A 25,110-nucleotide genomic window follows, 5' to 3' on the forward strand; every position below is an offset into this window, starting at 1 on the left:
TTGATAGCGCTTGTTAGCATTAAATACATTCTTAGCACATTTTACAGGTTTCATATTAATACAGATTATGGAAGGTCCCTTAGGTGAAAGGTATAAAATTACTTAAAGAGCCGTTGCCATATGCGCGACTCACAATTTTTTGAGCCTGAAATAGAATGGATATATTAAAATCTTTCCTTACGCTAACCATCAGTTTATTCATTGAATTTCCTAAAAATACTTTTAGTGTCAAAGCATAGGTTTAATAAATTATTACTATCTATTCAAAGTACATTGTTCAATATTAAATTTGAATGATGGATATTTACTAAATTTAAAAAATATAATGGCACTCTTGGGTCCGGACGTTAGTAGGATGTACTTTAGGGGGAATGGAGAGGGGCAAAGTGCCTGGAAATAAAAAAAATTAGTTTGATGAAAGAAATGAAATTATCGCTTACTGCACTGACTTTGATTTTTGTGGTCTTTAACGTGCCAATATTGGCACAGGACGAGCCGGAGTTTAGTGAGTTTGACTTTGGTCGGATGTGGACCTTCGAAGATGCACCACTGAATTATTTTAACGAAACATATGATTTGGAGCTGGACCAGGCATGGATGGACAAAATGCGCAAATCGGCCCTTAGGTTTTCGACGTTTTGTTCGGCGTCATTTATATCTGGCAAAGGATTGATCATGACCAACCATCATTGTTCCAGGGGTGTGGCAACCAATCTTCAAAGGGAAAATGAAAATTTTGAAGAGGATGGATTTTATGCCAATACCCAGATGGAAGAGAGGAAGGCAGAAGGACTATTTGTAGACCAACTTATACAGGCCCAGGATGTAACTGATAAAATGAAGGGATTATTGAAAGATAATGATGCAGCGGAAGCTGAAGAAATGTTGAAATCCGAATACGAAGAAAATGAGAAATGGAGCGATTTGAGACTGCAATTGGTTACTTATTACAGCGGAGGCAGGTATGCCATGTACGGATACAAAAGGTATTCGGATATCCGATTGGTTCTTATTCCGGAAAATGCACTGGGCTTTTTTGGAGGAGATCCTGATAATTTCACCTATCCTCGCTATAACCTGGACTTTACTTTTTGGAGAGCATACGATGAAAAGGGTCAGCCTTTAAATACTTCGGCGAATTTTTTCCCGGTTAACCCGGATGGTGTAGAAGAAGGCACACCGGTATTCGTTATAGGGAATCCGGGGAATACCGAACGGTATCGAACGATGACTCAGTTGAAATACGACCGGGAAGTGCGTATCCCGGCAGTATTGACTTTTATAAAAAGTGCCGTGGAGGTGCTTCGCAGTCAATATGAAGAGAATAATGATCCGAGGGTTATGAATTCGATATTTAGCCTGGAAAATGGTCGAAAAGCATATACAGGTATTTTGGAAGGATTGCAAAACGAAGAATATATGACCCGGAAAAAGGCAGCGGAAGATGAAATTCGAGACGCTGTCCGATCTGATTTTCAAAACCAGGATGATCCCTGGGACAAATTAGACATAATTTATAGCGAAGTTGAAGAATACGGAGCTTTTTCTACGTTATTGAACCCAAGCCCATATCGAGGTTCCATCACCGGGCTTTTACATAAATTATATGATTTCCTCGACGATAAAACCGCCGACTCTAATAAAATGGCATTGAAAGATGAGATTTTATCAATGACACCTATCGATGAAAGCCAGGAAATGTATCTCAATGTTTTGGTAAGGGATTTTAATGCCTTTTCTGATGAAAATGTAACCCCAACGGATATAGGAAAAATATTTTCATCAACCCTTTTTTCAGATTCAGCTAAAGTGGAGGAGTGGCTTAATTCTGATGATCCGGAAACCAGTGATGATCCGTTAATTATGTTGGCTAACCAAATGATTCCGGAGTATAAAAAAGCAGTAGAGCTAAATCAAAAATACGGTAAGGAAATAGCCGCACAAAATGAGGCAATTGCGAATGCTGCATTTCGGGTATTTGGTGATCAATTACCCCCTGATGCTACTTTTACATTGAGGATTTCAGACGGTGTTGTAAAGGGATTTAAGTACAATGGTACGGTCGCTCCGATTAATACAACCTATTTTGGCTTATACGATCGGTATTATAGCCACAAAAAAGAATTTCCCTGGGATTTGCCGGATAAATGGTTGAACCCCACTATGGATTTATTGAAAACGCCATTGAATTTTGTATCTACCAATGATATCATTGGAGGAAATAGCGGTTCTGCAATTATCAATTCCAAAGGAGAGGCGGTCGGATTGATATTTGATGGGAATATAGAATCATTGCCCGGAAATTTTATTTTCGATGAGACAGAAAACAGGTCGGTTAGTGTTCATGCAGGCGGTATAGTGGGAGCACTAATCCACATATACAAAGCAGACCGGATAGTCAATGAAATATTGAATTAAAATTTATTTTATTAATGGGGTTCTTTCAAAGTATTGAGCCCCATTGTATTTTTATTTGATTTAAAATTTTCGAGTCCGCACTGTAAAAATGCTTTAAAGTTTTTCACCTGGGGAGTATAACCTATAGGCTTGTTTAATATTTTTCCATCTGGTGATACAAGCGCGTATAATGGTTGGGTATTTGCCCGGAAAAATTCAGTTTGGAAAAATTGCCATTTATCTCCTACTGTAAGAAGGGTGCGTTCACCGCCATTGTGTTTCGGAAGTGTGATTTGTTCATTCTCATCTAATACTTCCCTGTCGTCTACGTACAGAGAGATCAATACGTATTCATCCTTAAGCATTTTTGTTATGCCCGGATCCGGCCATACGTGTTCTTCCATTTTACGACAATTGACACAGGCATATCCCGTGAAGTCCAGCATAATGGGAAGATTATTTTCTTTGGCATATTGCATGCCTGACCGAAGATCTTTGAAACAATCGATGTTATTGGGACATTCGTTGGGATATATCCAGCTATACCCGACAGGTGGTGCCAATCCGCTTAATAGTTTAAGCGATGTAAAAGTCCCTGTCGATTCGTTATATCTAAATCCGGTCATCAAATATACCGCAAATGCCACAGAAATTATTCCGAGTATCTTTCGGGTAAGTGATATTTTTATGCTTTTGCTATCATGGGGAAATTTGATGATCCCGAAAAGGTATAAGGCTAATCCCAGTGAAATAAGTATCCAAATTATTAAAAAGGGTTCTATTTTGAGCAGTCCCCAATGTTTTACCAAATCGGCATTAGAAAGGAACTTGAAGGCAAGTCCCAACTCGAGGAATCCCATTACGACTTTTACCGTATTCATCCAGGAACCGGATCGGGGAAGTTTTTGCATTATGGAAGGGAAGGCAGCAAACAGGCCGAAGGGAAGGGCCAATGCCAATCCAAACCCCGACATACCTGCCGTCAATTGCATGGCACCGCCATCAGAACTTAAAGACCCTGCAAGTAAAGATCCCAGGATAGGCCCCGTACAAGAAAAAGAAACAAGGGCTAATGTGAGTGCCATAAAAAATATACCCAATATCCCACCTAATCCTTCTGCTTTACTTACTTTATTGGACCACGATGAGGGTAAGGTCAATTCATAATATCCAAAAAAGGAAAAAGCAAAAAATATAAATATCAGGAAGAATGCAATATTCAAGACTACATTGGTAGAGATGTTATTGAGAATGTCAGGGTTTATAGAATCCAAAAAGTGAAAAGGTACACTTAATAAAAAGTAAATGAGAAAAATAAACCCTCCGTATAAAAGCGCATTTCCCATACCTTTGGACTTAGATCCCCCACTTTTTGTGAAGAAACTTACTGTGAGTGGTATCATTGGAAATACGCAGGGTGTCAATAGAGCTATTAATCCCCCCAGAAATCCCAAAAAGAAAATTTTACCATTCCCGGTACTTGTTAATTCTGGTTGGGAAGTTTCACCTTCTGCCAGGCAATTAACCAGGCCTTGATGGTCTAATTTTTTGGGGTCTAATTTATAATAGGCTTGTAGTTCATTTTTTAATTCATTTACATCCTTTACCGGATCTTCAAAAGCCCCTCCATTAAGGATAATGAGATCTTTTTCCTTTACATTATATTCAAATTTTATCGGCTCAGGAAAAAATACCTTGTCCGAAGTTGCCATATATTCAATTTTTCCCGATATCAACTGATGGTCCTGTCCGGGAAATATTGGCTGGGACAGTTCTATATTATTTTTGACCTTTACAACGTCCACTTCAAATATTGGATCGTATTCTTCTGCTACATTTTCTCCATTTTCTTTAAGGGGAAAATCAGGTCGGGTTATATCAGACTGATCATAACTGATCATTGTAGGAATTGGCCCCAGATCAGCACTCATTGTGCTGGAGTACAGATACCAACCTTCATTAATTTCTCCATAAAAGGACAGTTCAACACTGCCGTCTTCTTGAGATTCTACTACCGAGGCTTTCCAGATTACCGGATTTGTGACTTCACCTGTATCCTCATTCGCATCTTCTTTTTTTGAAGTTTCTGCTTCTTGTGGACTGTCCGTATCATTTTCTTGATGTGCACTTCTATTATTACTGGTAGTACTGGATAAGGAAGTATCATCTCCTTCAAAGGTAAATGAAAAATCTACAGGAGTGGGGGGAAGGCATTGACCGTCATTGCACGTCATGAATTCTACATATCCTTCAATTGCATTCGTTCCGGGCTCGATTTCAATTTTTTGGGTTAACTGGAGTGTTTCAAAGTATTTGACAACTTGCATCTCAAAAGTCTTGTCAAAACCTTCTTTCTTATTTCCGGATTCTTCTACTTCTCCGACGGGGGTAAATTTTTGGGAGGGTTCAAAATTTACAGAAGTAGGGACAGGACCTCCTTCATCAACGTGTTGTGAATATACGTACCAACCGGGTTCTATTTCAGCGTCAAAAACAAGCTGCCAGGTATTGGCGGAAATGTGTTTTTTAGAAAAAGTCCAGTGAACTGGATCTTCAATTTGTCCCTGGGAAAAATTGTATGTAAACAGAAAGGTCAATAAAAGAAAGAATCTTACCATGTTTCTCAGTGCATTATTATCATTACAAAAATAGTTAAAATCATGCCAGGCATCTCAAGCTGAATGTGCTTTAACGACTTGTTAATGAGTAAAAAGAGAGATTATGATTTCAATAACGAAGATAAAAAAAATTATACGGGATTTGCTACCTGATTAATAAGACCTTCAAATAGAATTAACCCATCGTCGATTCCTACTATATCTTCGGCAGCCCTTTCAGGGTGGGGCATCATACCAAAAATATTTCCATTTTTATTGCATATTCCTGCAATATTTTCGATACTACCATTGATATTTGTTGAGTCATCTACCTGCCCCTGTGTATTGGAATATCTGAATAAAATTTGATCATTTGCCTTGAGGGATTCAAGTGTTTGAGGATCGCAGTAGTATCTGCCATCTCCATGTGCTACGGGCATAGTAAGTATGCTATGAACGCTGGTTTTTTGCGTCAAAACCCGTTGGTTGGTTTCTACCCTAAGGTCTACATTTCTTGATATATACTTTTGGTTTGTATTTTTAAGTAGTACGCCGGGCAAAAGACCCGCTTCACAGAGAATTTGGAAGCCGTTACAAATGCCAAAAATTAATCCTCCATTTTCCCCGTGACGGATGACTGATTCCATGATGGGAGAGAATCTTGCAATAGCACCACTTCTAAGATAGTCTCCATATGAAAATCCACCGGGAACAATGATACAATCGCTTGATGAAAAATCATTCAATGTTTTTTCCTTGTGCCAGATTTTTTCCACAGGTTGCCCCATTACTGTGCCGATAATATGAACCATGTCATCATCACAATTCGAACCAGGGAAAACGATCACTCCAAACTTCATGATAGATTAATTTTTTACAAAGGTAGCACTTCACCCTGATTAATAATAGGATTACAGATGAAAAAGCCTGCTGAAAATTATGCCTTTTTAAATTAGTTTAAAAAATATTGGAATAGGATAGCGATAATAAAGAGTAAAAAATGAAAACTCTCGGCAATATTGTTTTTGCTAATTTGCTGTATGTAAACAGCTAATAGAACCACAAGAGGAATAAAAACTATCTGAATGTCAGATAAATATATGTTAGTTGACAAACCAAAAATAACCATACTAAAAATGAGAAGGTAAAGAATATATTCCAGTTTGTTCCGTGCAAAAATGTTAGTTTTAGAAACTGCAGAAGTAAATGTAACGATAACCAGTAAAGCGAGTATTCCAATAATGCCAACTTTTACAATACCGTAGTTTTGATAAATGAATGGATATTTAAAAAAATCAAGGTTACTTAGAAACTGGGAAGTGAAAGCAGCGACCTGCCCCGTGAGGAGCAAGTACGAAAACAAGAAATAATACGGAAGTATTATGCCCACCGCATAAAGTATGAGATCTTTGGCCTTCACTGCTACAAATGCATTGGCAGCCATAATGAAAAATGGGAATAAGAGGATGTATTCGATATTAAATAATGATGCAAGACAAAGGTAAAAAGCCGAATTGAAAATTCTTTTTGGCCGTTGTATGCGATGTACAATCATAAACATGTGATAAAGGGAAATAATTACAAAAGTATTTCCTACAAGTGTAGAACTAAGTGGGTGTATTTCTGGAATAATCGACAAAATAAGAATGTAAAAAATGCCAGGAAATAAGGAGTTGGATATTGACAGTTTATTAATTCCTACGAGTCTATTGATGTATGCTGCCTGGTAAAAGATCAGGATCATGGAAACAAAAATCACCCAAACTTGCTTCCCATTAAAATCCCAATTTAAAAGGTAGTATACAATGGAATCTTTCTCGTCCACGGGGCCATAGCTGTGGAAGAAGGTGAAGAAGCGAAGCACCAGAAGGTAGGCCAGAACAAAAATGTAATTAAAGATCCTATTTTCTCTGAAAAATTGAAGCAAAATACTTACAGTGTTTAATTATATATTATTGGCCAAAGAATTCGGTTCAAATAAAATTTTATATAGAGCATAAAGCTATATAACGAATAACTTAATGAGTAGCTAGTTTGAATAAATTCTTCTTGTGCTTTATCCCTTGGAAGAGTTATTAAAACGGTTGTGATTACTTCCGGATTGGCACTTCCAAGATTTGATTTTCTCATGTACAAAAGTAATTAAAACCCTCGTAAAAAATTTGAACAATTGAATAATTGTGACTTTCGAAATTGTATGAAAAGACTATATTCGTTTTGGTTTTATATCCTGGGACCATTTTTAGCATATTTTAAAATGATAACTTGTTGTTCCTTGAGATTCGTATACTTCTGCGTATAAAATAAGGAATAGGGAAATCATTAATCGGACTAATTTTTTCTATATTGCAAATCCTTTTAGTCAATATATGTCAAAGTCGCTAGATGAAATAAAGTACTCTGTACGGGATGAGTTAAAGTCATTTGAATCCAAATTCAGGGAGGCAATGAAAAGTAGTGTTCCTTTACTGGATCGCATAACTCACTATCTTACGCGTCATAAAGGGAAGCAGGTCAGGCCTTTGATGGTTTTTTTAAGTGCCCAGATGGCTGGAGAAATTTCGGAGAAGACTTATAGGTCCGCCAGTTTGGTGGAATTATTACATACCGCTACACTCGTTCACGATGATGTAGTAGATGATGCGCTTGAGAGAAGAGGTTTTTTCAGTGTTTTTGCGCTATGGAAAAAGAAGGCTGCTGTTTTAATAGGTGATTACTTATTGTCGAAAGGTCTTCTTCTGGCAGTTCAAAATAAGGATTTTGAGATATTAGAGACAGTGTCAGATGCTGTAAGATTGATGAGTGAAGGGGAACTGCTCCAAATTGAAAAATCCAGGAACCTGGATATTACAGAAAAGGAATATTTTGAGATTATAGAAAGAAAAACAGCTTCTCTTATATCAGCTGCCTGTAAGGCCGGGGCTCAATCTGTTTTGGAAGAAGGAAGAATAATCGAAGATCTTGCCAACTATGGTCATTGTATCGGTGTTGCTTTTCAGATGAAAGATGATTTATTTGACTACGGGAGAAATAAGATCGGGAAACCTACAGGTAATGATATACGCGAAAAGAAAATTACCTTGCCATTATTGTATACACTTCAAAGTATTGAGTCATCCGAAAAAAGAAAGATTATTCGGATACTTAAAAAGAAAAACAAGAAGAAGGATCAAGTGCAGTACATTATTGATAAAGTAGTGAAAAATGGTGGAATAGAATATACAGAAGAGAAAATGATAGAATTTATTAATCGTGCAAAAAAGCACCTGGCAGATCACCCTGAATCTGATACAAAATCGGCGCTATATAAACTTGCTGATTTTATTGGAAACAGGAAGTTTTAAATTTTTGCCTACTGCCTACTGCCTACTGCCTACTGGATTACGGTTCTCTTTATAGATGCTCCCATCTTATTTAATCGCCCATCAATGTTCTGGTATCCTCTGTCGATCTGTTGAATATTATGTATAATACTTTCGCCTTCAGCGGACATAGCGGCAATTAATAGTGATACTCCAGCCCGGATATCCGGAGAGCTCATTTCAATGCCTCTTAGGGTGGAAGCCCTGTCAAGTCCAATAACCGTAGCGCGATGCGGATCACAAAGTATGATTTGGGCTCCCATATCTATAAGTTTATCCACAAAAAATAAACGGCTTTCAAACATTTTTTGATGAATCAGAATACTTCCCTTTGCTTGTGTGGCCACCACGAGAATTATACTCATTAAGTCAGGTGTAAACCCCGGCCAGGGACTATCGTATATGGTGAGTATAGATCCATCAATAAAGGTTTGGATTTCATAGGGTTGTGATCCAAAAACTTTAAGTTGTTTTTCTTTGATTTCCAGGGCGATACCCAGTCTTTCAAATGTTTGTGGGATAATTCCCAGTTGATTAGGCTCTATTCCATCAATCGTGATATCTGATTGTGTCATAGCTGCCATTCCAATAAAACTTCCAATTTCTATCATATCCGGTAAAACCGAGTGTTCTGCTGTACCCAGTTGTTCTACCCCGGAAATGGTGAGCATATTGGATCCAATGCCCTGAATCCTGGCACCCATCTTGACCAATAGTTTACATAATTGCTGGACATATGGTTCACAAGCTGCATTGTAAATGGTTGTTTTACCCGGAGTAAGTACTGCAGCCATTAACAAATTGGCTGTACCTGTTACCGAAATTTCATCCATTAAAATAAAGTCGCCCTTAAGCTTTGTACCAGAAAGGTAATAACTATCCTGTACTTCGTCATATTCTACAGTAGCTCCCAGTTTGAGAAACCCATTTATGTGGGTATCTATTCTTCGTCTGCCAATTTTATCACCTCCAGGTTTGGGAATGTATGCTTTTTTATAACGGCTCAAAAGAGGACCAAGTAACATGACAGAACCACGGATTCTGCGGGCATCCTCATAGTATTTAGGACTAAATAAATAATCCAGGTCCAGGTCACTTGCCTGAAATTCGTATTTTGAGGGAGTTATTGTTGAAATTTTCACTCCTAACCCTTTGAGTAGAGAAAGCATTTTGTCAACATCTACAATTCCCGGTATATTATCTACAGTAATTTTTTCAGGGGTTAGCAAGACTGCGCTGAGAATTTGCAATACTTCGTTTTTCGCCCCCTGTGGTTGAATGATACCCTTGAGCGTTTGTCCGCCTTTTACAATGAATGATTCTGCTTGCATTGGATTTAGTTATTTTCGTCTGCGGCGGTTACTTTTTCCTCTATTTTGGTTGCGAGATTTCTTCCTGGTGGAGCTAGTAGTATTGGTATGACGTAGCGCATCAAAATCAATTTCTTTCAAATCGTCGGTTATTTTACCATCCGTAATACCCTGGATATCATTTTTAATAATTTCATCATTTACAAATTGCTCTTTGTGCCAGGTTTTGTAAGCCATTTTCATATAAGATCCGATCAGCTTAATATATTCTGTTTTATGTGCCGGATTTTCCATTTTTTCGGCCTTGGCCAGCATCCTTTGAACATTTTGCCCGTAATGTTTAAAATTTATATCCATTTGGGGATATTCCATTGGCTCATGGATAAACAATTCTTCCGTGTTACTTACTTCAATATTCTTTGGCAATTTAACGTCCAGACGATTGTCTGCAATATAAAATAAGTGTTTCCATGCCTTTTGATACGGATCTCCACTGGATTTGGAAGTGTTGGACATGGAAATCAGGATTTTTACAATTTCCTCAGCTACTTTTTGCCTTTTATCTGCATCCTCAATTGTAATAGCGTAATCAACCAAATTCTGGATGTGCCTGCCGTATTCCGGAATGCGTATGTCTTGATTTATAGTGTTGTATTGGAAATTGTACATTCGATTTATTTAATTATTCGTTAATGGTACTGTAGTCTACTTTTATTTTTGGACGCAACAATGGATCTTCAGCACCTGGACCATATATGACAGAACGACGAATCCGGTTTACATCTTGTGGCGTAGTAATAATATATATAACATTATCTACTTTCCCATCTACCATGCGCTGAAAATGATGAGTTATATTCATTTTATAAGATGTTTTTGCTCCATTTTCAGCTTCATTTTCCTGACGTACGCCTCCAAAAAAAGTACGGTAAAGGTTATCTGAAAGATATTGTCCAATATCAGAAATTACATTTCTGCTACCTAATTCATCACCGGTGGTGGCAAAAATATGTTCTGCCGGCAAATAGATTGTGGTATCATCGGTTGGATGTCCGGCAATCCCCCAGTCCAACTCCACATTATTGATGATAGCGCCCTGATAGTTAGAAAGGTCATTAAAGGTCAATTTTACTCCAATATTTCCAGGTTGTAAAAACAGGTAGTCGGGATCTACAGAAGGGGTTTCTAGATAGTCTTCGGCAATACTGCCCTCCAGATTATGGTTGATGGAGGTGAAATGCGGAACCGAACTACTGAAGTTTAACCTAGCTGTTTTTTGTTCATCCTCTACTGTGTAATGTAATTCTACACCCCCGATAGTTGTTACATTAGAGTTAAGAGTAAACAGCAAGCCACCATCAAATGATCCTTCACGAGGTGTTATGGAAAGGCCTTGAAATTCTTCGAGGAAGTCAATTACGTTATTTGTAACCGTAGTGTCCAGTGAAAGAATTTTTTCCCCGAATTTTTCATTTAAGGGTATTTTGATATGAGGGTATAAAGTTTCAGAAGAATCCACGACAATTTCCTCCGTAGGATTTGGGTAAAAGGTTAATGTCCCCAACAATTCAGAACCTTTTTGGAATTTGTCTACAGTGTATATTTCATTGGGAATTTCCTCGTTTTGCAATTCGTATACATCTATAGTTTGTTGTTGTTCGTAATTGCCATACGGCGCAAAATTGGAATCATATGCCAGATAGAAAAAAGCCGAATCAAAGGAAGCCCCTTCAAAGTTGTATGAGTTTCCAGGAACCAACTGGGCATTAAGTTCGTATTGTACTTCCCCGAATATGGGATCTTGAAACCGGGCAATTAAATGTTGTAAAGGAGAATAAGTACCTCCTTCAGCATTCTGAAAGGCTATAAAAGAATCTCTTTTTATATTCTCAAAAGAAATGTCCAGTGCCGTATCGGTAATGATTTGCAATTTGCCATCATCAACAAGTCCTGAACCTACATCTTCGAATTTGGTGCAGGCATTTAGCATTATCCCTAAAGAGATAACTGTCAAAAGGCTTTTGATTATTTTCATAAATGAAATTAAAATTCCTTGTTATTCAGGTGCTTTTTCACCTTCTTCTTCCTTTTCAAATAAATTATTATAAAAGACCATGTATTCCGAAAGTATTTCTTCTACATCTTCGGACTCGGGAAGGAATACTGGATGATCTTTATCGTCCAATAGGTCTGCTACTTCTTCCTTTAGTTCGGGCTTGCCGAGAATAGTAGCATCTGCATAATTCAATGCACCGTGATGTAAGTTTAGTCCAGTGCCATTTAGATAAGCATTCAAATCTCCTTCGTCAAGATTATTAATGGATGCTTTTTCCAGGAATCTATCTTCCAATGTATTCTCAAAAGGACTACTGTATATAGAATACACTACTTTGGAATTGGTGAAAATGGGATCGTTTTTATACGCCTTTTTTAAATAAAGGGGAATTAAACTCGTCATCCAACCGTGACAATGAATAAGGTCTGGGGGCCATCCAAATTTTCGCACTGTCTCCATTACTCCTTTACAGAAAAAGACCATGCGTTCTGCATTGTCACTGAAAGGATTTCCTTCCTTATCTTCAAAGATCATTTTACGACGGAAAAACTCATCATTGTCCAGGAAATAGACTTGAAGCCGGGCTCCCGGAAGTGATGCCACTTTTATAATTAATGGATAATCGTCTTCATCCACAATTATATTCATACCTGATAAACGAACAACTTCGTGCAATCGATGCCTTCTTTCATTTATTGTACCGAATCTAGGCATTAATATTCGGATGTCCATTCCTTGTTTCTGTATGTATGAAGGTAACTGCCTGACAATTTTTGAAACAATACTCAGATTTGTATAAGGCTCCATTTCCTGAGTAACGATCAAGACTTTTTTCTTACTCATTATCCCGTCTTTTAATTCAAATAGCTTAGAGTTTGCAAAAATACAAAAAAAATAAGTACTATTGTAAGATTTGTTTAGTTTTCGACAGTTTGACAATTCTTCTTTAGAATGCTTTGCTTTTGATTCATCATCATTTTTGTGCGATTGAGTCCCTGAATATTTCGTGATTTAGTAATGAAATGGATGATCGCGAAACGATTTAATTGCATTTTTTTACAAGTACTAAAATCTGATAAACTAATTTTCCTGATTGTAATTTTATCCGCTTACGGCTTGCATGAGAATAGCACAAACAATAGCAAAATAAGTTCCCATTGCATACCCCATAACGGCCATTATAACTCCTACTGCAGATAGCGAAGGACTAAAAGCACTGGCTACAATCGGGGCAGAAGCGGCTCCTCCTACATTAGCCTGTGAGCCCACTGCTACAAAAAAGAAAGGTGCCTTGATTAATTTTGCAACCATTAAAAGCGAAATAATATGGACCAGCATCCAAATCCCTCCGAGTAGAAATAGTCCCGGATTTTTGAATATTTCCTGAAAATCCATTTTCATGCCGATGGTAGCTACCAGGATATAGATAAAAATGGTACCCCACTTAGACGCACCGACACCTTCAAGTTCTCTCAAACGAGTGAAAGAAAGTCCCAAGCCCAGTGTAGTGGCTATAACTATAATCCAGAAAAAACCCGAAACTAACGATTGTAAATTCATGGATTGAAATGTGGATTTATGCATTTCCATCCACGGAAGAATAATATCTGATCCTGCATGCGACAAAGCTACCCCTCCGAAGGCTATTCCCAGTAGTATGAATAATTGTGTAACCGAGGGAATTTTTTCAATTGAGGAGCGGTAATTGTCCAGTTTTTCCCTTAACTCCTCTATTGCGGTAGAATCTGCTTTTAGCCACCGGTCAATTTTTTTTGTAATTCCTGCTCCATATAACAACACGGCCATCCATATATTGGCGACAATAATATCCACTACCACCATGGAACTAAAAACAAGGTCACTTACTTTATAAATTTCCTTCATGGCTGTTTGATTCGCACCACCACCAATCCAGCTACCCGCTATGGTCGACATACCTCTCCATAGTTCATCAGGGGAAATATTGAGCAGGTTAGGAAATAAGTAATTGATAATTAGAATCGAAACAGGTCCCCCCAAGACAATACCAAATGTAGCGGTGATAAACATAATCAAGGCTTTGGGGCCCAGATTGATAAGGCCTTTGAAGTCGATATTTAGGCATAGGAGTACCAAAGCTGCCGGCAGGAGGTATCTTGAGCTCATATAATATAAACTAGAATCATCGTCCCCAATCAGTTTAAAAGGCCACACTAGTATAGCAGGGATAAAGTAACAAAGCAATAGCGGTGGGAAGATGGTATAAAACTTCTTCCAAAAGGGTGTTTCAAATTGGGAAGTGTAAAAAACAAGGGCTAATACGATTATTAAAATACCTAAGACTACTGCGTCGTTTGTAAAAACTGATTCCATGTAAGACAGACTTTAGATTTCTTAAGAGGATGTAAAATGTAAAACCTAAGTAATTACTGACCTGAAAACTGCTTGAGCATAGAAGGATCCATGGCTTTATATTCTTCTCCTTTAGGCACTTCGACTAAATGAGGAGAAAAGGTTTCTTTAAGCTCTATCACCTGCATGGTATAGGTGAATCCCGGGAATTGATAATTCATACTCAAAGGAAAGCCCTTCACCTGGTTCCCTTCTGTATCCACAAAGGCATTTTGATTAAATAAACCCTCAGCATCTTCGATATTGATATCTTCGGTAATGTAAACATTTATAGTTCCTTTCATCCCACGTTGTGTAAATTCACTGGTAATAAGATAGCAGTTATAGCCCAGGATTGTCTTAGTTTGGTCTTTTTTTATTGTGAAATCATTACCGCCCTGATTTTGCATATTCCCTACCATGTTGGAAAATTGATCTTCTTTTAGGTCAGCCTTGAACTTTTGTCCCATCATACTCATAAATACTTTTCTGGAATCATTCTTTTTGTCTACTACGAATTTAGTATCCATCATGGAGCCCATCGTCATATTGCCGAGCATCTTTGATTCATTGAATGTCCATTTCATTTCCAGGCTTTTCATCATTTCCAATGCTTGTGCTCCCTGATCTGAGGTGGCATTTGATTGGGTGACAGCCCAGGTAAGTGTAGCTTCTTTTATTGTTTTTTGTGCTGATAAACTATTTGTTGTCGTAATGAAAAAAAGTGCAATGGATAAAAAAATATAGATCTTCCTCATCTCAGTGGTAAATTTTTATTTTGAAGTGATTTAATGATGATTTTATTTTTGGTATCCGACCTGGTAATATTTTTTTCAATTTTTTTTTGTTCTTTAACCTAAATAAGCGTCTGGCTTGAAGGTCGGATTAATTCCAATCATTTGAAATTCAACTATAAATCACGACATAAAGTTAAATACTATTTTCTTACACTCAATATAAATGAATTTTTTGATAAGAGGTAGTTTGACCTTTCGTAAAGGGGAGAATCTGGAGCAATGTGAAAATAATTGTTTCAATTGGTGCTGTATTCAAATTTCAATGCAACTTGTTGAACAAGAAATCAAATAATAGAAATAATATAGTTAGTCTCTGTGCACTTTTATATAATTTTTGCATGTAAGGGATATCCTCCATAAACGGGATTTTCCTATGGGGGTATGGTGCCTTTGGGGAGAATAAATTTAACCGATAAATCAATTGGTGCAATAGAATCTATAAATATCAATTCCTTGGCATGACGAAGAATTATATATCTTTACATTAACTATGAATCAATTTGTCGTATCGGCTAGAAAATACAGACCTACGCAATTCAAGGAAGTAGTGGGTCAGGAACATATTACACAGACTCTTAAGAATGCTATAAGGCAGCAGAAACTTGCCCATTCGTTTTTGTTTTGTGGCCCCCGGGGGGTTGGAAAAACAACAACTGCCCGTATTTTAGCAAAGGCCATAAACTGCCAGGATCCAGGTTCAGAAGTTGAGCCATGCGGTAAATGTGAATCGTGTGTTTCATTCCAGAATCAAAATTCAATGAACATTCTGGAGATGGACGGAGCATCTAATAATTCCGTAGAAAATATAAGGAACTTAATTGAGCAAGTGCGAATTCCTCCGGCGCATGGAGATTATAAACTTTTTATAATCGATGAGGTTCATATGCTGTCTGCTTCGGCTTTTAATGCTTTTTTGAAGACACTCGAAGAACCTCCTTCACACGCTATTTTCATTTTGGCAACAACGGAAAAGCATAAAATTTTACCGACAATCCTTTCCCGTTGTCAAATATATGATTTCAAAAGAATTCAGGTTCGGGAGATAGTTTCTCACCTTCAAAGTATATGCCAAAGCGAAAATATTGACTTTGAAGAGGAGGCATTGCATGTAATTGCTGAAAAAGCGGATGGAGCGCTTAGGGATGCTTTGTCTATGTTTGATAGAATTGCAAGTTTTGCAGAAGGTCGACTATCATATGAAAAAGTAATTAAGCAATTAAATATTCTAGATTACGATTACTATTTCAAATTTGTAGATCAATTAATGGTTGGTGATTTAGGGGCAATTTATTTGCTATTTGATGATGTGCTTTCGCGAGGTTTTGATGCTCATGTTTTTTTACTGGGGCTTCAAGAACACTTCAGACAATTGTTAATGATTCAACTGGACAAAACGGAGGCTTTGGTTGATGCTGTGGGAAATCTCAAAGAAAAGTACATAAGACAGGCGGCACAAGTGGAGCGAGATTTTATACTTACGGCACTGGATTTGGCTAATGCCTGTGATGTGAATTATAGAATGGCTCAGAATAAAAGATTACATGTGGAAATAGCGTTAATGAAAATAGCCTATTTCAAAAATGTAAAGGCTATGAGAACTGATTTGAATGAAATAAGTGAAGAGCCTGCAAAAAAAAAAGTTAATCCGGTAGCGGGTAATGAATCTCAAAATATCTCAGTAGAATCCAGGGAAAATGACGTTCCAGAAGTTCCAACTGTTAAATCCGAACCAGATCAGAAAGCTACGGAGAACATTTCGGTAGAAGGTGCTGAGAAAAGGAGTATCCAAAAGGGGATTGAAAAAAGGGCCCCCACTCCTGTAAAAAAACAGTCTGCGGGAAAACATGTTTTGCCTAAGCTCAATAATTTGAGTAACATAAAAGCAGACATAGAAAAGGAAAATAATAAAGGTGAAGCAGTAAAAGATAATGAAGTTTTGAAAGCTGAAATTAATGCTTCCTGGAAAGAATTTAGAGAATCACATTCTTCACCTTCATTGCGATCATTCATGGAAGATTCTTTACTCGAATTAGTAGGGGATCAGTTAATTGTGAGAGTGAGTTCACAGTTGGCAAAGTCTTCTATTCTGGAACAGCGTGAACTGTTCGAAAATATTCGGAGTGTGTCAGGTCCAAGAAACATACAAATAAAATTTGAAATAGAGGAATCTGAGTCACAAGATGAATCAAATGAAAGCCCTCTTATTACTCCCCAGGATAAGTTCAATGCACTGCGGGAAAAGAATCCAAAGCTCGATATGTTTGTTAAGACGTTAAATTTGAAAATTGATTCGGATTAACTTCATTAATTTTTGGAATACTTTACTTAACTCCTTTCTAAAAAACCATTCCATTTTATATTTTCACGCCGATGAAAGAAAATCTTATTTTAGCCCCGGAAATGTTGCAGTCTTCTATCGATATATTTGGTTTAAGGGTTGATGAACCAGTTACGACTTTAACAGACCTGATGGTGTCTGCTGTCTGCTTATATGCATTTTTTCAGTTGAAAAGGTATAAGATTGATCACAGGGTGTATATTTTATTTCGGGGTTATTTCCTATGTATGGCTATTTCTACTTTTATTGGTGGAATTGTCGGTCATGGATTTTTGTACGCTTTGGCTCCACAATGGAAATTTTTGGGTTGGGGACTCAGTATGGTAGCAATTAACTTAATGGAACGAGTCATGATAGCGTATTCCCGTTCATTTATGCCACCGAAAGTCACTTCTTTTTTCTCGATTTTTAATATTATAGAACTAATTGTTTTTGCCATTTTGGCTTTCACAACGTTGCAGTTTCGATATGTTGAAATTCATACTGCTTACGGTTTGACAGTGTTTGTCTTCGGCTTTAGCTTATACCATTATTTTTGGAAAAAGAACAGGACAAGAATGATATCTTACCTTATGTGGTCTGTGGGATTTGCAGCTTGTGCTTCTGTTTTTTTTCTTACTAAAACGGGTGTAAGTGTTTGGTTTAATCACGTGGATATTAGCCATATTTTCCTTTGTTTATCTGCATATATGTTTTTTCTTGCCTCCAAAAGGATGATGAGACAAATGGAGCCTTACGAAAATTCTTAAATTCTTAAAATTCAAATGCCCCTATCTAGCACTTAAGAGTGATTCGGAGCCATCCTTTTTACGTTAGCGGAATATTTTTATGTCCATGAATCTATCGACTTTAGCAGTTGGCGGATCAACACCATGATCTGCTTATATTTTAGATTTGTTTTGATCGTTCATTATTTTTCCTGTATCGAATTGTTTTATAAGTTGGGAAGGATTTTGATTGCCAGGCTTGGAAATCTTTTGAGGCCGTTTTCAAGATTAATATTCTTTCTTTCACATGTAATAAATACAATATCGGGTTGAAAAACTTTTTGCCCATCCAAATGACATCTAAGTGCCAACCGGATTTTCTCCAAGCTTATATGATTTTACATAATTATAAATTCTATGATCTATTTCCAGAAGAATTTTCTGTTGGATATCCTGATGGGTTGGCTTAATGACGAGGTGATTCTCTATTAGTTGTGTCTAAGTTTCTTCCGGAAGTCCCCTAAAAATTTCCATAAATGTTCGCGGTGGATTTTTGACAATTGCATCCATATCTGGCATTTATGCATATATCTATTATACAAATATTATATGAGAAATTTTAGTTCAGGAGGTTGATTCGTTTGTTGCAATCAAAAACTACGGATTAGAAAAAGTGGAGGCCATAGCAGACCTCCATTTAAATACTATGAAAATTAGAAAAGGTATTTTTGGGAAGTTAGGTTTTTTATTGAGAAGACAATTCCGCATTTTTAATAGCTTTTCGAGCTCTTCGTTTTTCCATGATTTTCTGCCACCATTCGCTTATTTGATCAACTAGCCTGTAGACGACCGGAACTATAATGATGGTAAGGATCATTGAGGAAGTCAGACCACCGATCAACACCCAGGCCAATCCATTTTTCCACTCCGAACCGGCGCCAGATGCTACGGCAATTGGTATCATGGCTATAACCATAGCGATTGTCGTCATCAGGATCGGCCTGAATCGCTGCATAGTCCCTTCTACAATTGCTGTGTAAGAGTCCATTCCTTCTCTTTTCAATTGATTGGCAAAATCGACGATCAGGATAGCATTTTTGACTACGAGGCCAATTAACATAATCATTCCCAGCATTGAGAATATACTCATATTTTGCAGGGCCAGTGCGAGGGCCAATAATGCTCCGATAATCGCTACAGGAACTGAAAACATTACTACTAGCGGATAAATATAATTATCATACAAAGCTACCATTATTAGGTAAACAAGGAGGATGGAAGTCAATAGTGCAAAAGCCAAAGATCCAAATGCCTCGGCCTGATTTTCCAAATCCCCGGCATATTTGATATTCAAACCGGTCGGGAGATCCAGGTTCCCTATTTCCGCCTGTATTTCCTCTCCAACTGAACCTACTGGCCTGTTAACAACCTGGGATTCGATGGTTACGGAGCTGATTTTGTCCAACCGGTCCAATTGAGATGGTCCTGTGCCTTCGTATACCTTAGCGAATTGATCTAAAGTGACAAGTTTTCCCTGGCCGTTTGCAAAAGTCAGGCTTTTAACATCTTCGATATTTCGTCTGTCAAAAGCATCTAATTGAATGCGAATATCATATTCGAATTGTCCGTCCTGCAATCTCGTATCAGTATTGCCTGTGAAAGCATTTTGCATCGTAGCACCTACCTGGCTAAGGGAAAGCCCCAAATCCGCCATGCGTTGGCGATCGATATCAACCCTTACTTCGGGGGTGCCATCTTCTACCGTTTTTTCAACTTCGGAGGTACCAGCTACGCTAGCTACCACATTCAATATAGTGTCTGACCAGGAATAAAGTTGTTCGACATCAGAGCTTTGCAGAATAATTTGTATCGGAACTCCACCTGCCCCTATCATATCTCCTGGACGCGCTTTAAATTCTGCACCAGAAATATTTTTTTGCAATTCCTGTTTTATTTTGTAAGCAAATTCTTCCGAACTAAATGACCGCTCTTCGGCCCCTACTAAAAGTACTGATAGTTCTGCCTGGAAGGGGCTTGAACTTGAAGAAAATCCTGAACTGACGCGACCGACGGTAGTGAATACTCTGTCCACTCCGGTTTGCGAAAGTATCAACTTTTCAGCTTGCTGTGTTACCTGGTTAGTTCGTTCAATGGGCGAATCTTTGGGAAGTTCTACTTCCACAATCAATTCACCGGTGTCACCGGATGCTGCAAACTCCGAGCCAATAAAACCTTTAGTCATTAGCATAAACGAAGAAAATACCATTCCGAAGATTATTATGATGGTGATTATTTTATGTTTTAATGTAAACTTTAATAAGCCCCGGTACCCATCCTGGATATATTGAAGGAATTTTTCAAATCCAATAAGAGGCAGATGAAACCAATTCTTGGGATTGAGGTGTGTCAATTTTGTAAACCTTGATGCCAGAAACGGAGTAAGGGTAAATGATACCAATAAACTGATCAATGTGGCACCTGCTACTACCAGTGCAAATTGTCGTAATAAATCGGCTACTATCCCTTGGACAAAGGCAATGGGTAGAAAAACCACTACAATGACAAGCGTAATGGAACTAACAGAGAGTCCAATTTCCTTCCATGTATCAATAGCGGCCTGTCTAGCTGTAGCCCCTTTCTCCATTCGTGCATGAATATTTTCCAACACTACAATGCTATCATCTACCAGAATCCCCACTACTAACGACAATGCAAGTAATGTCATTAAATTAAGAGTAAAGCCCGCAGCACTCATCAATGCAAATGTGGATACAATTGAAATTGGTATAGCTACCATTACGATAACAGCATTTCGCAAATTGTGGAGGAAGAATAGCATTATCAAAGCGACCAAAATTACGGCAAGGAATAAATCGTGAATAACGGCATTGGCCGCCTCTAATGTAAATTCTGAACTATCTTGAGCAATTTCAAAAGATAGATTTATATCTGCATATTGCTCCTCAAGTGTTTTAATTTTCTCTTTGATTTGTCGACTTACCTCTACGGTATTCCCGTCAGATTGTTTACTGATCAATATCCCCAGTGAATTTATTCCGTTTAATCGGGAAATAGTCTGGGTTTCGACTTTCGTGTCGTAGACTTCCGCTACATCGCTCAGAAATATTTGGGAGCCGTCAGGCATGGTGTGAATTACCAGATTACGAAGTGTGTTTAAACTTCTGATTTTTCCGGATAACCTGACCATTACATCCTGGTCACTGTTTTTTACACTTCCAGTGGGAAAGTTGAGGTTGGCCTGGGTAATTGCCTGGGTTACCTGTAGTAGTGGTATATTGTAGTATTCCAGTTTAGTACCACTTACGTTGACCGCTATTTCTCGGTCTTCACCCCCTACAATATCTACCTGAGCTACACCTTCTATACGTGCTATTTCGGGTTGTATCCTTTGTTCAAAAAGATTGGTGAATTCCACATTATCCATATCAGAAGTAGCCCCTATTCTCATAATGGGTAAATCATCAAGGGAAAACTTATCTATTGCTGGTTCTTCTACATCTTCGGGTAGGTCTGCTTTAATAGCATTGATCTTTCGCTGGGCTTCCTGGATTGAAACATCAACATTAGTGCCGTATACCAGTTCTACCATTATAACCGAAAACCCCTCTACTGAAATGGATTGAAGTGACTCGATATTTTCTAAAGATGAGAGTTCTTCTTCTATTTCTTTGGTTACGGAGGTTTCTACCTCTCCCGGCCCCGCTCCCGGGTACATGGTAGAAATAGACATGACCGGAGGTTCAATATCTGGGAGAAGTTCGTAGTTGAGGTTGTTATATCCGAAGATCCCGAAAAAAACTAAAATTGTAAATATTACTATAATTAATGTCGGTCTCTTGACCGATAATTCTGTTATTGACATGACTTATTGTTATTCAGATAATTGCTTAAAATTGCTATTTTGGTCCTGGTTTTCAGAAGAAGTAATTTGTACTGTAGTGCCCTCTTCAAGATTGACCTGTCCACTAATTACAACCTGGTCTCCTTCCTGAACCCCTTTTGTTACTTCTATTAAACTACCCTTTACCTGTCCAATTTTAATCGATTTTTTCATTGCTTTCCTATTTGATACCACAAATACTTCAGGGTTTTGAATGCTACCGACAATGGACTTTCTAGGGATAAAAAGCGCGAGTGTGGGTTCTGAAGAGGTATTGATACTAACATTCCCAAACATCCCCGGTTTTAGTGGGAAAGAAGGAGATACAGGCAGTTCTATTTCGACATTGTACTTGCGTGCTGCATCTGCCTGCACAGCAATCAAACTTATAACTCCGGTAAATGATTTTTCGGGGTATACTTCTGTTTGGATATTTACCTTCTGTCCGGTACGGAGCTTTACAACATCTTTTTCAGGAACCTGAATGACCATTTTCAAAGATGAAATATCGACTACATTTGCAATTTGTGTTCCGGGTGTAGCAAAACTTCCTTGTTCTACAGGTATTGATTGAATTACACCGGACATTGGAGCTACTAATGTAGTGTATTTTAGTTGTTGAGTAGTAGCAGCTAAATTGGCTTCTATGTTTTTCAAAGAAAGCTTTACTTCTTCGTATTGTTGCTCACTTATTGCGCCTGCTTTCAAAAGTCTTTCATAGCTGGAAACATCATTTTTCGTTTTGTCCAACTGTGCATTGATCATATCCATTTGCGCCTTTATACTAGCGTCATCGATTTTAGCAATGACTTGTCCTTTGGATATTCGTTGCCCTTCTTTGACAAATAAATCAGTAATCCTTCCAGAGGATTCAGCTATGACTGAAAGCTCTTTCTTTGCTTCAAATGTACCATTGAAATTAAGTGAATCATTAAATTCAGAAGTTGTTGCCGTATAAATTGAGACGGGCATTTCCAAATTCACTTCTTTCCTGGGAGCAGATCTTTCTTCAATGACTACTTTGTTTTCGCTTAGTTGTGCATATACCAGGTAACCGAGTCCTGAAAGAACAATGATAGGTATCAGAATCTTACTAATTTTCATAATTTGTATTGTTTTAGAAAGTATTGTATTGTTGATTAATTTTGTTGGGTAATGAACCACTACTTTTAATAAGGTCTAATTTTGCCAATGCTACTTGCAGTAAAGCACTTAAGTATTGAGTTTGTGATTGCCTAAGACTTGTTTCAGCATTGATCAATTCTGTGAGAGGGGCGACTCCCTCTTTAAAAGAAAGAGCAGAGACATCGTATAAATTCTGTGCGAGTTCCATATTTTGTTTTTGTGTAGCTACCAGATTGAGATTGACATCCAGCTTTTCGCGGGCATTTTTGTATGCCATAGTAGTGGCATATTCAGTCTTTATCCGATTGTTTTCGAGTTTATGTTTTTCAATAACGACCTGTTGTTTTTGGTGCTTTTTTTGAAAACTGTCGAAAATGGGAATATTAACACTTACTCCAAATGATCCCGTACCCGAACCCACAATATCATACTGTTCCTCTTTTGAAAATAACCGGTCGGTTTGACCTTGCCATCCGTAGTTTGCAAAAAAGGAGACAGATGGTATATAGCCCGCCTGAATATTTTTGATTTCCAGTTCGTTTAATTCTTTTTGGATGTTGATCAATCTCAAATCTGTATTGGTTTCAAGGTTCAACTCATTTTTTTGGGCAAAATCCGATACAGATAGTTGGTCACGTTTTAAATTAATCTCTTTACTTTGGGGAACTCCCATCAAATATTTAAGATGGTTTTTTAATTGAACCAATCCAAGAGAACTACTTTGTATTTCACTATCCAGATTTATTTTATTGACCTTTAATTGGTCGACATCCAGCTTTTTGATAATGCCTTCTTCATATTGCACTTCGGCTATGTCTATCAATCGGTCCATAGTTCCTAAGTTGCGCAATAAAATAGCTATTTGCTCTTCGGTAATTTGAATTTGATAATAGGCTTGTATAATATTGTAGACCAATTCCTCCTTGGTTTTAAATGTAGAAAGTTCGTAAAGGGTTTTTGAGGTTTTAGCAGCTTCCAGACCTACCCAGAAAGAAGGGTTGTAGACCATTTGGTTCAACTGCACAGATGTAGTTATAGAGTTTTGTACACCAAACTTTACAGGGACTGTGGTACCGGGTTGTCCGATAATTTCACCGGGAAGGATTTGTTGAGGAAGAGCGTAATTATTATTGTAGTTCCCTGATGCACTAATTTGTGGCATTCCCTGGCTGGTAATTTCTTTGATGCTTGCATTATTTGATAATTGATCCAACTGGCTATTGCGTACATCCGGATTATGTTGGATGGCAAATTCGATGATGTCGTCCAGTGTTAGTGAGTCTGCTTGATCCAATTTTATTGTATGTTCCTGTGCTTTTAGGCTTTGGGACAACACTGTAATTAATATGAAAACCGATAATAGTTTTGTGAATTTCATTTTATGTTGGTTGTTGAGTTTTTTAAAAATAATTAGTTCGGGAAAATTCGAACTAATTGAAATAAAAAAATTTATTCTTGTTTTTTCTTCATATATTCATTTACGAGATTCTCCATCCCTTCTCCTAAAAATTTAAAAAATTCAGCCAATTCACGCAATTGTTCATTGACATCTGGAGAATCCAAATTTTGTCTCTCTCGATAGCAATTTTGCATTAGTTCACTGATAATAGAAAATTTTGTGGCTCCGGCATAAATTTTATCCAGAAGGTCGTCTAATTTGAGATAGAAATATCGTTTTCTGTCACCACTGAACGTTTTGTAATCCAATGTACCTTGTTCCAGCATTGCATTAATGTACTTACTCACCGAACTTTTACTTACCTGTAGATATTCCTGTATCTCCTCAAAGCTCAAATACGGCGGGTCCACAAGAAGTAAAAGGACAAATATTCTTGAATGAACGGGTGGTGTGTTCATTTTTTCCATTTGAACACCCAGACGTTCTACTACTTGCTTTTCCGGATAATGCTTTTCTTTCGTTTCCATTTTTTTTGTTTTGCAAATCAAATTTAGAATTTCACAAATTGATCCTGCAATTACAAAGGCAAATATAGTAATTATTTTTAGTTCGAGAAAAAAAGAACTAAAAAAACCTATTGGTCGCGGAGGAATTTAGATCAACAATCATTTTGAATCGACGAACAGAAGATCGGTATTTTAGTATTTAAGGGAAAGTAATCTTTGTTTGTCAGAATAATATTTTTTTTACA

At 37.5% G+C, this 25,110-nt stretch carries 16 protein-coding genes; 4 read left to right on the forward strand and 12 right to left on the reverse strand.

The window, feature by feature from the left end; translation table 11 throughout:
• The first annotated feature begins 414 nt into the window (after positions 1-414).
• Positions 415-2,418, forward strand: coding sequence for a S46 family peptidase (locus LVD47_RS13275; protein WP_236977061.1), 2,004 nt, complete (start codon positions 415-417; stop codon positions 2,416-2,418).
• Between the two features lie 11 nt (positions 2,419-2,429).
• Here the strand turns inward: LVD47_RS13275 and LVD47_RS13280 are convergent, their stop codons facing one another.
• Positions 2,430-5,015 carry a protein-disulfide reductase DsbD family protein gene (locus tag LVD47_RS13280; RefSeq protein WP_236977063.1) on the reverse strand — a complete coding sequence of 862 codons (2,586 nt, stop codon included), beginning with the start codon at positions 5,013-5,015 and terminating at the stop codon, positions 2,430-2,432.
• Between the two features lie 131 nt (positions 5,016-5,146).
• The gene (gene purQ / locus LVD47_RS13285) at positions 5,147-5,854 is read right to left on the reverse strand and encodes a phosphoribosylformylglycinamidine synthase subunit PurQ (RefSeq protein WP_236977072.1); all 708 of its coding nucleotides are present in this window, start codon (positions 5,852-5,854) and stop codon (positions 5,147-5,149) included.
• Between the two features lie 1,509 nt (positions 5,855-7,363).
• Between purQ and LVD47_RS13290 the strand changes: the two genes are divergently transcribed.
• Positions 7,364-8,338 (forward strand): polyprenyl synthetase family protein, encoded by a 975-nt coding sequence (locus LVD47_RS13290; RefSeq protein ID WP_236977074.1) that lies wholly within the window; start codon positions 7,364-7,366, stop codon positions 8,336-8,338.
• A 29-nt stretch (positions 8,339-8,367) separates the two neighbouring features.
• Here the strand turns inward: LVD47_RS13290 and murA are convergent, their stop codons facing one another.
• The 6 genes from murA to LVD47_RS13320 form a co-directional block, all read right to left on the reverse strand.
• Positions 8,368-9,687, reverse strand: a complete 1,320-nt coding sequence (gene murA, locus LVD47_RS13295; RefSeq protein ID WP_236977081.1) for a UDP-N-acetylglucosamine 1-carboxyvinyltransferase — start codon at positions 9,685-9,687, stop codon at positions 8,368-8,370.
• Between the two features lie 9 nt (positions 9,688-9,696).
• A complete protein-coding gene (locus LVD47_RS13300; RefSeq protein WP_236977083.1) occupies positions 9,697-10,335 on the reverse strand; it encodes a DUF4290 domain-containing protein in 639 nt (212 codons plus the stop codon).
• Between the two features lie 13 nt (positions 10,336-10,348).
• Positions 10,349-11,701 (reverse strand): DUF4270 family protein, encoded by a 1,353-nt coding sequence (locus LVD47_RS13305; protein ID WP_236977085.1) that lies wholly within the window; start codon positions 11,699-11,701, stop codon positions 10,349-10,351.
• 21 nt (positions 11,702-11,722) lie between these two features.
• On the reverse strand, positions 11,723-12,565 hold the full coding sequence (locus LVD47_RS13310; protein WP_236977087.1) for a glycogen/starch synthase: 843 nt from the start codon (positions 12,563-12,565) through the stop codon (positions 11,723-11,725).
• 258 nt (positions 12,566-12,823) lie between these two features.
• Entirely contained in the window at positions 12,824-14,074 is a 1,251-nt protein-coding gene (locus tag LVD47_RS13315; RefSeq protein WP_236977089.1) for a DUF819 family protein, read from the reverse strand.
• A 53-nt stretch (positions 14,075-14,127) separates the two neighbouring features.
• Positions 14,128-14,850: a DUF4412 domain-containing protein gene (locus LVD47_RS13320; RefSeq protein WP_236977091.1), complete on the reverse strand. Its 723-nt coding sequence runs from the start codon at positions 14,848-14,850 to the stop codon at positions 14,128-14,130.
• 529 nt (positions 14,851-15,379) lie between these two features.
• On the opposite strand from LVD47_RS13320, the gene dnaX reads away from it, so the two are divergent.
• Together dnaX and LVD47_RS13330 are read left to right on the forward strand one after the other, a co-directional pair.
• On the forward strand, positions 15,380-17,188 hold the full coding sequence (gene dnaX, locus LVD47_RS13325; protein ID WP_236977093.1) for a DNA polymerase III subunit gamma/tau: 1,809 nt from the start codon (positions 15,380-15,382) through the stop codon (positions 17,186-17,188).
• A 71-nt stretch (positions 17,189-17,259) separates the two neighbouring features.
• The gene (locus tag LVD47_RS13330) at positions 17,260-17,976 is read left to right on the forward strand and encodes a DUF6962 family protein (protein ID WP_236977095.1); all 717 of its coding nucleotides are present in this window, start codon (positions 17,260-17,262) and stop codon (positions 17,974-17,976) included.
• Between the two features lie 703 nt (positions 17,977-18,679).
• Here LVD47_RS13330 and LVD47_RS13335 read toward each other — a convergent pair.
• The 4 genes from LVD47_RS13335 to LVD47_RS13350 form a co-directional block, all read right to left on the reverse strand.
• The gene (locus tag LVD47_RS13335) at positions 18,680-21,817 is read right to left on the reverse strand and encodes an efflux RND transporter permease subunit (protein WP_236977097.1); all 3,138 of its coding nucleotides are present in this window, start codon (positions 21,815-21,817) and stop codon (positions 18,680-18,682) included.
• Between the two features lie 9 nt (positions 21,818-21,826).
• The gene (locus LVD47_RS13340; protein WP_236977107.1) at positions 21,827-22,939 is read right to left on the reverse strand and encodes an efflux RND transporter periplasmic adaptor subunit; all 1,113 of its coding nucleotides are present in this window, start codon (positions 22,937-22,939) and stop codon (positions 21,827-21,829) included.
• A 13-nt stretch (positions 22,940-22,952) separates the two neighbouring features.
• The gene (locus tag LVD47_RS13345) at positions 22,953-24,338 is read right to left on the reverse strand and encodes a TolC family protein (RefSeq protein ID WP_236977116.1); all 1,386 of its coding nucleotides are present in this window, start codon (positions 24,336-24,338) and stop codon (positions 22,953-22,955) included.
• A gap of 71 nt (positions 24,339-24,409) precedes the next feature.
• Positions 24,410-24,886 (reverse strand): GbsR/MarR family transcriptional regulator, encoded by a 477-nt coding sequence (locus tag LVD47_RS13350; RefSeq protein ID WP_236977118.1) that lies wholly within the window; start codon positions 24,884-24,886, stop codon positions 24,410-24,412.
• Positions 24,887-25,110: the final 224 nt, after the last annotated feature.

The sequence above is a fragment of the Membranihabitans maritimus genome (genome assembly GCF_021729145.1).
GTDB classification, from domain to species: Bacteria; Bacteroidota; Bacteroidia; order Chitinophagales; family Saprospiraceae; genus Membranihabitans; species Membranihabitans maritimus.

What these genes read in the sequence shown, in the direction of transcription:
- LVD47_RS13275 (WP_236977061.1), top strand. Translation starts at nt 415, where the DNA reads ATGAAAGAAATGAAATTATCGCTTACTGCACTGACTTTGATTTTTGTG.
- LVD47_RS13280 (WP_236977063.1), bottom strand. Translation starts at nt 5,015, where the DNA reads ATGGTAAGATTCTTTCTTTTATTGACCTTTCTGTTTACATACAATTTT.
- purQ (WP_236977072.1), bottom strand. Translation starts at nt 5,854, where the DNA reads ATGAAGTTTGGAGTGATCGTTTTCCCTGGTTCGAATTGTGATGATGAC.
- LVD47_RS13290 (WP_236977074.1), top strand. Translation starts at nt 7,364, where the DNA reads ATGTCAAAGTCGCTAGATGAAATAAAGTACTCTGTACGGGATGAGTTA.
- murA (WP_236977081.1), bottom strand. Translation starts at nt 9,687, where the DNA reads ATGCAAGCAGAATCATTCATTGTAAAAGGCGGACAAACGCTCAAGGGT.
- LVD47_RS13300 (WP_236977083.1), bottom strand. Translation starts at nt 10,335, where the DNA reads ATGTACAATTTCCAATACAACACTATAAATCAAGACATACGCATTCCG.
- LVD47_RS13305 (WP_236977085.1), bottom strand. Translation starts at nt 11,701, where the DNA reads ATGAAAATAATCAAAAGCCTTTTGACAGTTATCTCTTTAGGGATAATG.
- LVD47_RS13310 (WP_236977087.1), bottom strand. Translation starts at nt 12,565, where the DNA reads ATGAGTAAGAAAAAAGTCTTGATCGTTACTCAGGAAATGGAGCCTTAT.
- LVD47_RS13315 (WP_236977089.1), bottom strand. Translation starts at nt 14,074, where the DNA reads ATGGAATCAGTTTTTACAAACGACGCAGTAGTCTTAGGTATTTTAATA.
- LVD47_RS13320 (WP_236977091.1), bottom strand. Translation starts at nt 14,850, where the DNA reads ATGAGGAAGATCTATATTTTTTTATCCATTGCACTTTTTTTCATTACG.
- dnaX (WP_236977093.1), top strand. Translation starts at nt 15,380, where the DNA reads ATGAATCAATTTGTCGTATCGGCTAGAAAATACAGACCTACGCAATTC.
- LVD47_RS13330 (WP_236977095.1), top strand. Translation starts at nt 17,260, where the DNA reads ATGAAAGAAAATCTTATTTTAGCCCCGGAAATGTTGCAGTCTTCTATC.
- LVD47_RS13335 (WP_236977097.1), bottom strand. Translation starts at nt 21,817, where the DNA reads ATGTCAATAACAGAATTATCGGTCAAGAGACCGACATTAATTATAGTA.
- LVD47_RS13340 (WP_236977107.1), bottom strand. Translation starts at nt 22,939, where the DNA reads ATGAAAATTAGTAAGATTCTGATACCTATCATTGTTCTTTCAGGACTC.
- LVD47_RS13345 (WP_236977116.1), bottom strand. Translation starts at nt 24,338, where the DNA reads ATGAAATTCACAAAACTATTATCGGTTTTCATATTAATTACAGTGTTG.
- LVD47_RS13350 (WP_236977118.1), bottom strand. Translation starts at nt 24,886, where the DNA reads ATGGAAACGAAAGAAAAGCATTATCCGGAAAAGCAAGTAGTAGAACGT.